Origin of the sequence: Photorhabdus akhurstii, from assembly GCF_018448925.1 — a bacterium.
GTDB classification, from domain to species: domain Bacteria; phylum Pseudomonadota; class Gammaproteobacteria; order Enterobacterales; family Enterobacteriaceae; genus Photorhabdus; species Photorhabdus akhurstii.
Genome location: NZ_RCWE01000003.1, coordinates 349396 through 362193 on the forward strand (window position 1 = coordinate 349396; position 12798 = coordinate 362193).

Annotated in this window: 10 protein-coding genes and 2 pseudogenes; 8 read left to right on the top strand and 4 right to left on the bottom strand. The window is 42.7% G+C overall.

Annotated elements, in window-relative coordinates:
- Positions 1-11: 11 nt before the first annotated feature.
- Complete coding sequence (locus EAE93_RS06280) at positions 12-3134, bottom strand: non-ribosomal peptide synthetase (RefSeq protein WP_214039305.1); 3123 nt, start codon at positions 3132-3134, stop codon at positions 12-14.
- A gap of 255 nt (positions 3135-3389) precedes the next feature.
- Between EAE93_RS06280 and EAE93_RS06285 the strand changes: the two genes are divergently transcribed.
- Entirely contained in the window at positions 3390-4019 is a 630-nt protein-coding gene (locus EAE93_RS06285; RefSeq protein WP_058589106.1) for a class I SAM-dependent methyltransferase, read from the top strand.
- Positions 4020-4033: 14 nt separating this feature from the next.
- Positions 4034-5530: an FAD-dependent monooxygenase gene (locus EAE93_RS06290; RefSeq protein WP_110086974.1), complete on the top strand. Its 1497-nt coding sequence runs from the start codon at positions 4034-4036 to the stop codon at positions 5528-5530.
- A 136-nt stretch (positions 5531-5666) separates the two neighbouring features.
- Here the strand turns inward: EAE93_RS06290 and EAE93_RS06295 are convergent, their stop codons facing one another.
- Entirely contained in the window at positions 5667-6764 is a 1098-nt protein-coding gene (locus tag EAE93_RS06295; RefSeq protein ID WP_214039306.1) for an ISAs1 family transposase, read from the bottom strand.
- A gap of 112 nt (positions 6765-6876) precedes the next feature.
- Between EAE93_RS06295 and EAE93_RS06300 the strand changes: the two genes are divergently transcribed.
- The gene (locus tag EAE93_RS06300) at positions 6877-7155 is read left to right on the top strand and encodes a hypothetical protein (RefSeq protein WP_214039307.1); all 279 of its coding nucleotides are present in this window, start codon (positions 6877-6879) and stop codon (positions 7153-7155) included.
- 231 nt (positions 7156-7386) lie between these two features.
- Here EAE93_RS06300 and EAE93_RS24425 read toward each other — a convergent pair.
- Together EAE93_RS24425 and EAE93_RS06305 are read right to left on the bottom strand one after the other, a co-directional pair.
- A pseudogene (locus EAE93_RS24425) lies at positions 7387-7693 on the bottom strand (transposase family protein); the annotation flags it as partial.
- A gap of 211 nt (positions 7694-7904) precedes the next feature.
- On the bottom strand, positions 7905-8582 hold the full coding sequence (locus tag EAE93_RS06305; protein WP_250150901.1) for a gluzincin family metallopeptidase: 678 nt from the start codon (positions 8580-8582) through the stop codon (positions 7905-7907).
- A gap of 289 nt (positions 8583-8871) precedes the next feature.
- Between EAE93_RS06305 and EAE93_RS06310 the strand changes: the two genes are divergently transcribed.
- From EAE93_RS06310 to EAE93_RS06325, 5 genes and pseudogenes are all read left to right on the top strand, one after another.
- Positions 8872-9867 carry an ABC transporter ATP-binding protein gene (locus EAE93_RS06310; protein WP_214039308.1) on the top strand — a complete coding sequence of 332 codons (996 nt, stop codon included), beginning with the start codon at positions 8872-8874 and terminating at the stop codon, positions 9865-9867.
- Between the two features lie 97 nt (positions 9868-9964).
- Positions 9965-10657, top strand: a complete 693-nt coding sequence (locus EAE93_RS06315) for an ABC transporter permease (protein WP_229000179.1) — start codon at positions 9965-9967, stop codon at positions 10655-10657.
- Between the two features lie 4 nt (positions 10658-10661).
- Entirely contained in the window at positions 10662-11444 is a 783-nt protein-coding gene (locus tag EAE93_RS06320) for an ABC transporter permease (RefSeq protein ID WP_214039309.1), read from the top strand.
- Between the two features lie 43 nt (positions 11445-11487).
- On the top strand, positions 11488-11625 hold the full coding sequence (locus EAE93_RS24430; RefSeq protein ID WP_332008416.1) for a PAAR domain-containing protein: 138 nt from the start codon (positions 11488-11490) through the stop codon (positions 11623-11625).
- Positions 11626-12362: 737 nt separating this feature from the next.
- Positions 12363-12520, top strand: a pseudogene (locus EAE93_RS06325) (ISKra4 family transposase); the annotation flags it as partial.
- Positions 12521-12798 lie beyond the last annotated feature (278 nt).

A 12798-nucleotide genomic window follows, 5' to 3' on the forward strand; every position in this document is an offset into this window, starting at 1 on the left:
GATTCTCCTGACTAATTATCCGTGTTGTTCCGGTTAAGTCTTGGGATGACTGTAGGTGCCGACTTTATTGCGGTAGAATCAAGAAGGCTATGAATAAAATCAGCCTGTTGTTCAATGGTTGGTTTGGTCCAGAGATCATAGATAGGGATATGAATATTAAACTCTCGCCTCAATAACCCAGTTAATCTCGTCAACGTCAGGGAATGCCCACCAATTTCAAGAAAATTATCGTCCAGCCCCACGTCTGCGCCAATAATTTGCTTCCAACATGCAGCGACTCGTTTTTCAATGACAGTCATCTCCCGGTCATATTGCTTTTGTTGTTTCTGATTTTTATTCTCTTGTAACAGTAAGTTTCTATCGACTTTGCCATGCCTATTTCTCGGTAACCGGGCCAAAACATGAAACGCTGCCGGAATAGCATATGGCGGCAATTGGCGGGCCAACGTCTGTTTAATGTTGTTAATATGGGCAGCATGATTCTGTTCCTGTGTGCTCAGAGAAATAAACGCCACGATCTGCTGCTGTTGCCCTTCTCCTCTCACCAGAACAGCCGATTCCTCGACATTTTCGATAGCCAGCAATGCCGTCTGAATAGCCCCAAGCTCCACTCGGAATCCACGGATCTTCACCTGATCATCTTTGCGACCGACAAAATCCACGTTTCCATCAGGGAGCCAACGGGCCAGATCACCGGTGCGATAAAAACGTTGTCCGTCAGGTGCCAATAAAAATGACGCCGCGCTGCGTTCAGGATCATTAATATAGCCTTGTGCAACACCCCGCCCATAAATTACCAACTCACCAAGCACGCCAATACCAACACTTTTCAGGTTTTCATCAACAATACGCAAACGTGTCCCTGTTAGGGGGTGACCGATGGAAATCGTGTTGTAATGAGGCTGAGTCAATTCGACACCAGTGGAATAGGTCGTTGTTTCTGTTGGGCCATACAAATTCACAATGCGTGAATCAGGTAACACATGGCGCAAACGATAGTAAAGATGAGGGGACAAAGGCTCACCAGCGAGATTCACCACCCGCAGATCACGGTTGAGCGCATTATGATGCAACAGCGCCTCAACGGCTGATGGCACGGTGTTCAGTAATGTTACGCCGTTCATCAGCGAAGGGTGGTCGATGATATCGATAACCGAATGAACAAGCATGACGCAAGCACCTGAAACCAAAGGAGAAAACATCTCAAAAACCGAAAGGTCAAAGGTAATCGGCGTTACCGCCAATGTACACTGTAACTGCTCGCGGCCATAAACATATGTGGCCCAGAACATCAAATTCGCCGTGTTTTCATGGCTAATGACAACGCCTTTAGGCTGCCCAGTCGAACCACTGGTGAACAAAACATACGCAGTTGCTTTTAGATCAGAGAGATCTTCAAGTTGCCGCCTTTTCTCCACCAAAAGCTCACCGAGTAACCAACACTCGGTCATATCAAACAAGGCCTGATCGACAGAAAGATCCGTTATGATCGCCCGGCATCCTGCCTTGCGCACTATTGACTGGTTAAGTGCAAGTGGGTTTTCAGCACTCAAGGGAACATAATTCCCCCCACTCGCCATTACCGCCAACAATGTGGGAATAAGATTCACGTTACGTGATAAAAGGATGCCGACCGAATGTCCTTTCTCAAGCCCACGCGCTCGCAACTCACCCGCGATGCTTGCTACCCGATACCCCAATTCAGCATAGTTAATGGATTCAGTGGCACTTCGTATTGCAGGTTGGTCTGGGCATAGCGCAATATGCTTGAAGATAGAAGCAATTAAAGTTTCGGGATTATTGCTCGGTTGCGGACCGTTTTCCCATATTGCGAGTTGCTGATCTTGCCTGGCGTTAGTTTGCGGTAAAATTGACAACGCACATTGAGGATGACGTGTCATAGCCTGAATCGTGAGCTCAAACTGTTCAGCCATTGCTTGCGCTAACCATGCCGGATGTTGAGCAGGATCCACCTCAGCACGACCGAATAACATATTATCGTGTTGGGTCAGCAATATCGTATTGCTGAATGGACCGATGCAAGGGGGAGCTATCAAAGCTGATAAAGTTAACTCACCCAAACGTACCTGACCATGCCCGAGTAAAGCAGCTGCCAGCCCCTTCGGCATTCCAGGTGTATCCTGTTGAAACACTAAAGCTGCATTAGGGACTGGAGCCTGTAGCATCTCCTTAGCCATTAACATTGATAGCTCGGGATATCCCGCGCCAACCGTTGCCTGCATGGCATGGCGCAGTTGGGTCCCTGTATGTTTTACATATTCACCGACTGTGAAGTCAGCAATGTCGATGGGCAACGCAATGGTATTGGCAAAATAGCCTACATGCCGGTAATTGTTTTTATTCCGCCCATGTATTGTGATAGCAACAGGTACTCTTTGACTCATGCCCAGTTTAGACAGTGTCAGAGCCTGAGCGGCAAGCAAAACTGAATAGGGAGTAACAGTACAATCTTTGGCGAGTTGGGTTATACCGGCCGTCTCCAGTGGCCCAAGAACGAAAGGATACGCTACCATCTTTCGCTGTTCACTTAACCCTCTAGTCGCAATGGGCAAAGATAACGAACTCTCTTGTGATAGAGTTTTTACCCAAAAATCCTCGTCAATGCATACATTGGGATGCTTTATCTTCGTCTCCCGCCCAACAATTTTTTCAATGCAGGTTTCATCCAAATTGGCAACCAGCAATCCGATAGACCATAAATCAGCAATCGCATGATGTACGCGTACAACTAAGTACAAAAGGTTATCTTTCGCTTCAACAATCTCAGCTTGAAACAGCCGTTCTGACTCTATTTCGATAGGTTGACGCGAAGCTGGTAACAGAGCTTCCGATAGTGTGGTCACACCCGATTCATCAATGGTGCGAATACGGCAATACCCGGTGGTTTCAGGAGAAACCATGACCCAATACTTTCCATCTTGAAATTCGAAACGCTGCCGGAGCGCAATGTGTTGCCTGACAATATCATCAATACGTGATTTCAACTGTTGGGCAGAAATGAAACCATCAACTCGAAAAGCGATTTCAAGCACTAATCCTGGCAAATAAGGATCCATTGCTTGTTGGAGACATAACGCTTCCTGTCGCAAAGTAGCACGCTTTCTATTGCTCATTATTAATTAGAAATCCTTATATTAAATCAAGAAGAAAAATAATTAACATCACATAATGTCGCGTTACCAAATAGCTACATGAAGACACTTTAAGCAACATTACACAGGTAACCTCAAGTTACTTGCTGCTCACTAAAAAACTGTTAAATAATTAATAAATATAATATATAGATTTGACATTATGATTAAAATGTCAACAATAATAATCAAGATATTAATATTTTTTAGATGTGGATCTCAGGGAGCAAATAAAAGATGTTTAATTCAGACAAATTGAAAAAAAGTCCAGGCTTCATACGAACGTTCAGCCGCATAGCCCCGACCTATGAGAAAAAATACGGTGATAAATTGAGCTTGGCACATAATGAATGTCTGGAAGTCTTAAAACAACACACTTGGTCAGTTTCACCGCAATGCATACTCGATATCGGATGCGGCACAGGTGCTCTGCTGGAACGTCTCCATCAATTATGGCCCCAAGCCCGATGTATCGGTGTTGATCCTGCCGAGGGGATGGTAGATGAAGCAGCCAGACGCAGGCCATTTGCTTCATTTTTAAGGGGAAATGCCGAAGCCTTGCCCCTCGAATCTGCAAACATCAATCTCGTCGTCTGTTCGATGTCGTTTGGGCACTGGTATGACAAATCCGCAGGATTGAAAGAGGTAAAACGTATCCTCCATCCTGAAGGGCTGTTTTGTCTGGTGGAAAATTCCCCTCCGGGGTGGGGACTAACATACATAATCAACCGGTTACTACGCAGTCTCGCTGATTATGTTCCTAAAGAGGAAGTCATACGCCTTGCGGAATCAGTCGGTTTACACAATGTTCATGCATACACCACAGATCGCAATTTCATCGTATCCACATTTCAAGTTTCCCATTGAAGGCGGCTTACAACATGGATATTAAAAATAACCTGACACAACGTGTATTAGTAGTCGGAGCTGGGCCGATAGGACTGGCTGTTGCCTCTGCGCTCGCGTCTCAAGGCATTGCTGTCGATATCATCGACAAACGTGCTGCAGCATCTCCACATTCTCGTGCATTCGGCCTAGAACCTGTCACCCTAGAATTGCTGAACGCATGGGGTATTGCAGATGAAATGATACGCCAAGGAATCGTTTGGTCGAGCGCGCCTGTAGGCGATAAAAAAGGAAGAACACTTTCCTTTTCCACGCTGGCCCTTGAGTTTCCTTACATGGTTATCATTCCCCAATCCTATACAGAAGCCATTCTGACTGCATGGGCAGAAAAAATGGGTATCGATATCCAGCGGAATTGTAAACTCAAAACATTACAACCCACAGGCCAAAAGATAGAAGTAAAAATACAAGAAAAAAAATCAGATAAATTAATATCCAAGACATATGACTGGGTTTTAGGTGCAGATGGTGTGAATAGTGCGGTACGTCAACAGATGGATATCCCTTTTACCGGTCGGGATTATAAGCATTCTTTGGTTGTCGCCGATGTTATCCTTCACAATCCTCCTTCACCGACCGTCCATGCTCGTTCTGTATCAAGGGGACTTGTTGCTCTCTTTCCATTACCAGATGGCACATTTCGCATCAGTCTTGAAGATAATAAACGCATGACGATTCCCGTTGAACAACCGGTTACGCCAGAAGAAATACGTAACGGTATGCAAGCTATTCTGGGAAATGATTTTGGACTCGGAAAAATACTCTGGGGCGCACGTTACAGAAGCAAACAACGATTAGCGGACCAGTACAGAAAAGGCAATATATTCCTGCTTGGAGATGCAGCCCATACACATGTCCCTGCTGGCGGGCAAGGCCTTCAAATGGGGTTGGGAGATGCAGCTAATCTTGGCTGGAAACTTGCGGGCGTCATTAAAGGACAACTGTTACCGGAGATTCTCGACTCTTATGAAAATGAGCGCAGGCCTATAGCCGCCGCCGCACTGAAAAACACGGATTTACTTTTCAAGTTTAATACTGCATCGGGTTTTTTGGGACGCATGATACATTGGCTCGGCACACAAACCACCAAAATACCCTATGTGGAAAAAAAGGTTGTCAGCTTACTTGCAGGAGAAAGCGCCTATTACCATTGCTTGCGGCGAAAAGGTGATCATAAACTTGTCGGAGGTCGGTTACCCTATATTATTGTGTGTCTCAAAGCACAGAGCCAAGAACGTCTAAGCCTGACAGAACTGCTTCGGCAAGGAAAGTTTGTTTTAATCCATCGTGGTGCAGAAAAGCTAGCGGTAGAATTACGACATCATTATCATGAAATAGTTGTCGCGACGCTTGATGCGCCAAAAAACATTCTTAATGATGGACAAGCTGTAATAGTCAGGCCTGATGGCATTGTGTTGTGGGTAGGACACGATCTCCAACAAGCAAATGAACGACTTCGTTTCTGGATTTGAGAACGATTTGTTCGTGGCCCTGCGCTATCTGGAATATCAGCAACAAAAATGTGGAGCCACACCGTCGTATTCAGGCCAAACTGTAGCGTCTTTTGTCGGAGTACCGTCCAGGGCGGGGTTCCACTTTGTATTTAATTTAATCAAAGATAAGTTGACTACGGAATTCCTCTGACCAAATGGCTCTTCGACGTTTAGCCGCCTGACTGTCTTTTATACTGGTATTCTGTTTAATCACGCTTAATGCAATTCGGTTAAAAAGCGCCATTTGTGCAGCCCCATCAGGATCTTTGAGTGAGATAGCATCTTCTCGAAAAGTGACATCTAATACCCAATGCAGCTCGTTTTCTACCGACCAGTGCCTTCTTATTGCCTTAGCCACGATTTCCGCCTCCAACGGTAGCGAGCTGACATACCAGCGTGAATCACGATGGGGAGGCTGGCCTTTTACGCTTCGTTCACTGACGACTTCAATAACACTTTGTATTGAAGGCCATTGCCGCTGAAGGGCCTCCGGCAATACGGCACGAATTTGCATGACATGCCGAAATTCTGTCCGTCCATGACCACTATTTTTCTGCGTAAATTCAACAAGCTCATCACTCTCATAATGCGAAGCAAAATACGATTTGACCCATTCATAGAGGGTCTTTTGATTGCCTTTGAGACCCACAATAAAATCACCGCCGCGCTGAGTAATTAACGCAAGGGTTTCTTTCTGGCAATGCAAGGCATCCATAGTGACAATCGTGCCATCAAGCGCCAGTAATTCAATCAATTGTCTGGCAACCGGACCTTCCTGACCTTTGCTTTCGGCTGCCTGATGGTATAGGGCTACACCGGATTCAACATCATAAGCACTGACCACATGCAGGGCTTCAAATAATGTCCCCTTACAGGTTCCTCTCAGGGTTTTTCCATCAATGGCGATAAGACTTTTTCCTGCCCTGACCCGACGCTGGTTGATCCAGGCATAAAAGGCTTCAACCAGTGCATCTTGCTCTATCATTTTGATAATATTAGCAATACAGTGACGACGAGGAATACCGTGAGTAAAATGCGTGTATTGTTTAAGCCACTCGCACTGTAACTCACCAAATTCCTGAATCGATTTCCAGCCAGAAGCGCCGCATAATACAGCGGAGAAGGCTAAAAAAATCACATCCATTAATTCATGTTTTTTATTGATGTCAGAGCGAGTGTCTTCTATCTTGTTGATAAAATTAAAAATACTCATTATTAGGATCGCTTTTTTATGGAAGAGAGAGATCTTAACGTTTTAATGAGAGAAATGCCTATAAAAAGTCATATTCTGATTTTTATTTAACCAAAATAACCTCATTGAAAATGTGAGATCTTACCCTGCCTTACAGGCTGCGGAGCATTTTATTAAAATTGACGTCGGCGGCATCAGCAGTAGTGCCGGGATCAATTTTGCCAGTGGAACACCGGGTATAGGTTCTATAGGTTCGGGGTGGGGAGGAAAACTGCCGGATATGCTGGATAAATTGGAACAGGTCAGTGCTGAAATATCCACTCCTGTTTCTCAAGAACCACTCAAAGAAATTTGTCTCAGTTGTTTGATGAAAGCTGAGTTTGAAGAAGTAATAACCGTTATCCGGGGGTAATTATGACATTTGAGCGAAAAATTGGTTAATTACCAGAAAGAACATCCCGGCATTCGGCTTTATTTTCAACAGGTATATTATATTTATAAAAATATTAGTGTTCACTATACGCTGTGTCCTGAATTGAATGGTATTGTTTAAAGTAAAAGCAGGGTAAAATCAGAGCGACCGCTTGAGTGATTGAATATTATCCAAACGGGAAAAGCCTGCCTGTAGCACTCGTTCCAAAAATATGGTGATTAATTCATCTTGAGCGATGGTGTGAATTAAACGCATCCAATTGATAAAACAGAGGTTAAATTGTTTTGGATTGATACGGGCAATAATGATGTCATCGACGGGAGTCCTTTCTTTGAATATATCTTATCCAAGAAACCACTGATGATGCCCTTCGATGTGCTCTTGAATCTCACTCCAGCCCTTCATACCCCCACATAATGAGGCAAACAAAATATCGAATAGAGGGATAAGTGACTTTGGCACTCTGGCGTGGATCTTGGATGTCTGAGAAGTATTCGGTAAAGCTGTCAAGGGATATGGTATTTGCTCTCAAAAAGAGAGTATCAGATCATAACTATTCTCAGAGATCAAATCTGATTTTTTAACAAAATATTCACGATCTTGCCTTGGTTGAGAGGGTAAAATATTATTTTGTTGATTGCATTTAATAAATATTCAGAATATACATAATTATTGCAACTATAATTGTTACGGGGCGTGTAGCCCCGACTCTATTAAAGTATATTTGGCTATTTTAATCGTTTCTCTAAATTTTCGATGAAATCGTTTGCATTAAGCCCAACTCCACAGGCGGCTATTATCAGTTCCTTGAATTCGTAGTAACAACCCTGTTTGTAGATTTTTTCATCTAACCACTGGATTAAGCGGTTGAATTTTCCTCTAGAGAGTTCCATTTCGATCAAAGGGTTTTCTCGTGCTTTGTTGAATAGTTGGGCTGAAATAATTGCGCCCATGAGATAGCATGGAAAATACCCAAAATAACCCACGGCCCAGTGAATATCTTGCCAGGGGCCTTCATGAGGTAATGGGCTTATGCCAAGGTACTGTTCGAATAATTCTTGCCATCTTCCTTTGAGTTGTTTTATAGGAAGTTCTCCGGAGAGCAATTCTTTTTCTATTTTATAGCGTATAAAAATATGCGCGGGGTAGGTGAAGTCATCAGCTGTGACACGGATACCACCCGTATAGATTGTGTTGAAATATTCACATAATCTCTTTTTGTTGAAATAATCAACATAGCCAAATTTACTTTCTAGCTGCGTAGCCAAATATCCTAAATAGGCGTTGGAATGACCAACTTGTCTTTCAAATAGCAGGGCCAGACCTTCATAGATACACATTCCTCTAGAGTCGCTGACTGGTTGTCCAGGGTGTTGTTTTGGAGAGTCTTTAATGGTGGTGGCCAAGCTGAAGGTGAACGGCTTCTATTTTACTGAAAACAGCCTTGACCGATTCAGTTCTCAGGCCCAGTTGATGTTGTTCCAATAAGGCATATCATATGGGCTGATCTCAAGTTTTTCTCCAAGGGAAGAGGCATATTAATGCATTTAGTAGAGGTCTACCTGAGGAAGCTTGGGAAGACGTTTTTTGTAACAACGCACTCGGACTCTATGGACTCAGGATAGAACAAGAGACGAATAGACGATTGGTGCGAGTGGTTGAAAGTTAGTCTAATAATTTAATTAGCGGATTTCTATGAGCATTATTCGAGTAAGAGATTTGAGTAAATCCTACAGTATTTACTCAAAAAACCCTGGTCTGTTGGGCAGTTTAAAGTCGTTCATTAAAAGAGACTATTCAGTCGTACAAGCGGTAAAGGCGATCAATTTCTCCATCGAAGAAGGAGAAATTGTGGGTTTTCTCGGGGCGAATGGGGCGGGAAAAACGACTACTATGAAGATGTTGGCTGGTATCATTCTACCCTCTTCTGGTGATGTTAAAGTTTTGGGACATACACCTTATGAGCGTAGGAACGAATATTTAAAGTCAATATCATTTGTAGCTGGACAGAAACAGCAACTTGCTTGGGATCTTACGCCTAATGATTCCTTCATACTCAATAAGGTTATCTATGATCTCGAAGATAATGAATTTTTCAGATGTCGTGACGAACTGGTTGAACTGCTTTCTATTCGTTCAGTGATTAACAGACCGGTTCGTAATTTGTCTCTCGGTGAGCGTATGAAATGCGAATTAGCTTTATCATTGCTACATAAGCCAAAGGTTTTGTTCCTGGATGAACCCACTATTGGGTTAGATGTTAACATGCAGCGCATCGTCCGAGAATTCATTCTGCATTATAATCAGACGTATAAAGCAACAATTCTCTTGACTTCTCACTATATGGCGGATGTAGAAGCACTTGCGCGACGTGTTGTCATTATCAATTCGGGAGAGATTGTCTACGATGGGCAGCTCTCGCATTTAATTGAAAAACGTTCACCCAAAAAGATTATAAAGGCTAGTCTTTCAGGTCCGATTAGTCCAGAGCTGAGTTCATTACCCGGCTTGCTATTCTATGATGGTCACGATATTGAATTGATGGTGGAGCGTGACACATTATCTTCTGCAATGACAAGGTTGATGTCGGAACGAGTCGTTTTTGATATCTCTATCCATGATGAACCGATAGATCGTGTGCTGGAGGGGTATTTATCCTCGAATGGTGAGTTTAATGTGCAAATCTTTTAAGCGGACCCTACAGTTATGGAGGGTGCTCATTGGTCAATCTTTCTCTCAGGCTATTGCATATCGAGCGCAGTCGATGGTTTGGATGATAGGTGGTGTAATGCCCATTGCTGTGATGTTAGTTTGGCTTAGTTTGGCAGATGGAGGGGCTATTGGCGGTTATACGCCCAGCGATTTTGCGGTTTACTTTCTTTCCATTTACTTGGTGCGTCAATTAACGTCCATTTGGGTAATGCAACGCTTGGATCGTGATATTCGCCGAGGGGAACTCTCTATGTTATTGCTGCGTCCTGTGTCTCCTCTTTATTGCTATATTGCGGATCATGTGGGACAGATGATTGTTAGAGGACCGATTATATTAGTGGTTTTTATTTCTGGTATCGTTTTAACTGGTAATTTGCAACGCTTGGATATCTGGAGCTTTTTGTTTTTTTTACCTTCACTTATGCTTGCTTGGATTATCATTTTCCATCTTTATTATTGTCTAGGCTTGTTGGCTTTTTGGATTAATAACGCAATGGCATTTGACCCATTGCTTTGGGCGCTTTATACGATACTTGGGGGATCCCTCATTCCTCTTGATTTATATCCGTCTGGTATCGCAGGATTATTGAAAGTTTTACCTTTTGCATCGGCAATCGATTCTCCAGTGCAAATAATATTAGGAAAATTAGATCGTGGAGAATTATTGACCAGTTTTTTGATGCAGTTATTCTGGGTTATAGCGCTCATGTTAATTCGTGCTTTGCTATGGTCGGTAGGATTAAAAAAATATACGGCTTCAGGAGCCTAGCTAAATGCGGTACGGTTTATTATTATTGGTGTTAATAAGGAATTCTTTCGTCTTAGAGCTTGAATTTCGGCTCAATGCTTTAGTCAACTTGATTAATTCCTCCCTTGCTTGCCTGCTGGCTTTGCTTGTTTTAACGGGGTTCTTCGGTCAAGTATCCCAAGTAGGAGGGTGGAGTTTCAATCAAATGGTTGCTTTACTTGGCGTGACTCTCATTGTGGAATCATTAATCGATAGCTGGTTATTTCCGAGTATCCACTCTTTATCTGAATACATCAGGCGAGGTGACTTGGATTTTATCCTTATTCGCCCCGTCGACCCTCAGTTTTTTATCACATTTCATCGTTTTAATGTGTGGGATGGTGCAAATTTCGTCGTTGGATATATAGTTGTTCTGGTTGCTATGTATCAACAAGATGCTTTGATATTTTCAAACTTCATGCAGTTTAATTTGACACTATTATTGGGTGCGTGCATTTTCTATTCTCTGTTTATGTGTTCAAATCTCATCGCTTTTTGGTTCACTAAAGTTTCTGATGTATGGATTATTTGCTATTCTCTCATGGATATGGGACGGTTTCCTGTCAGTGCTTATCCTGGTGCTATGCGATTTGTTTTGAGTTTTATATTACCAATTGTTTTCGTAAGTAATGTGCCTGCGCAAGCTGCTTTGGGAATGCTTAATTTTGGCACGTTGGCTATGGCTTTTATGTATGCATTAGGGGCGTTATTTTTCACCCGATACCTTTGGCTTAAAGCGCTATCAAGATATAGTAGCGCAAGTAGTTGATGAGATGTATTTAAGGAAAATGGAGGGTAAATTCACATAATAAGTGCATAAAGGTGTTTTTCCTATTATTCAGGGTGCTAGCTCTCTAAAATATAAAGGAAAACCTATTGCGCTTGAAGGAATGCAAACAGCTTGTGAGGTAAACTTGATTGCCAGTCAGAGTAACGGCCTATTCCAATAGGGCTATTTTATTTGCCCTTCTTTGCCATAAAGAGCGAACCTAGGTAGTGCTCAGACAAAAGCATGAGCTTTTGAACGCACTTTTAGTGCGGCCCGTAGGGTGAGCGAAGCGAGTCATCCTCACGTATTACATTCTGCATTCATGCTCTCACTATGATTGCGTTTTATGCTTCGACATTAAATGATGTTTTAAATAAGGGGTTAATTGTTCCAATAGATTACTATTAGATTGGGCTATAGTAAGTTCTTCCCAGCCATCAGTGGACAGTATAAAAACCGTTGAGAGAATTATGGTCATCTCATCCGTGGGAGTTGATGAGGTATACCCGTTAGCTTTGAATACACCTAGTTCAGTATGTATTCTGCTGATTTTGAATGGCAGAAGTGACGTTGGTAATTTCATCAAAAATCATCCTTCAATGGTATGAAGTAGAAAGAAATTGTAAGAAAAAGCGTAAATGCTAATGTTATATGGAAGAGATAACCGTAGCCAATCACTTGATAAATAGCGCCTCCCATAAGACCTCCCAAGCATAACGCACCCCAAGAGAAAAGTCTGTAAACAGCATTAGTCCTCGAAAATATACCCTCCGGTATTAATTTCTGTCTGTAAGTTACAGCAATACAATCCCAAAAACCCATACCACAGCCGAGTAAAAAAACGGATAAAAGCATTGCATAGATAGTATGATTCAGCGCTATAACAAGGGTAGATAAAAATGCCAAGCTCAGTGAAATGGATACGTCAGAAACCGGGACGACAGAAAACACCATTTTGAAATCATCGCCGGAAAATCATTCATGGCTAATGTCCCGACCAAACGTTTTGGTTTTGTGCAATGTCTGGAAGATCACTCAGAAGAAAACTCATAGCCCAGCTATCTTCACAGGGTATTGTTCACTGTTCATTTATAAGAACGGTCTGCAACAATTACGCCTATTGGGATAGGCGCTAAATTTACCCATGACTCTTGAAATCAATGGAGCTGACGTCCGATAAGGCGGGCTCCATGATAAACAAACTCTATAAAGTCTCTAAGATAGTGATGAATTGGTTTTTCAGTCACATTAAGCATATTCAATATACATGAATATTGAATATCAGAGCCTATAAATTAAAGGTGGTTTCTGTTCACTTCACTTGATTGGCTATTATCACCGTAATATTAAGCTG

What these genes read in the sequence shown, in the direction of transcription:
- EAE93_RS06310 (WP_214039308.1), top strand. Translation starts at nt 8,872, where the DNA reads ATGAGCATTATTCGAGTAAGAGATTTGAGTAAATCCTACAGTATTTAC.
- EAE93_RS06320 (WP_214039309.1), top strand. Translation starts at nt 10,662, where the DNA reads ATGCGGTACGGTTTATTATTATTGGTGTTAATAAGGAATTCTTTCGTC.
- EAE93_RS06315 (WP_229000179.1), top strand. Translation starts at nt 9,965, where the DNA reads ATGCCCATTGCTGTGATGTTAGTTTGGCTTAGTTTGGCAGATGGAGGG.
- EAE93_RS06290 (WP_110086974.1), top strand. Translation starts at nt 4,034, where the DNA reads ATGGATATTAAAAATAACCTGACACAACGTGTATTAGTAGTCGGAGCT.
- EAE93_RS06285 (WP_058589106.1), top strand. Translation starts at nt 3,390, where the DNA reads ATGTTTAATTCAGACAAATTGAAAAAAAGTCCAGGCTTCATACGAACG.
- EAE93_RS06280 (WP_214039305.1), bottom strand. Translation starts at nt 3,134, where the DNA reads ATGAGCAATAGAAAGCGTGCTACTTTGCGACAGGAAGCGTTATGTCTC.
- EAE93_RS06295 (WP_214039306.1), bottom strand. Translation starts at nt 6,764, where the DNA reads ATGAGTATTTTTAATTTTATCAACAAGATAGAAGACACTCGCTCTGAC.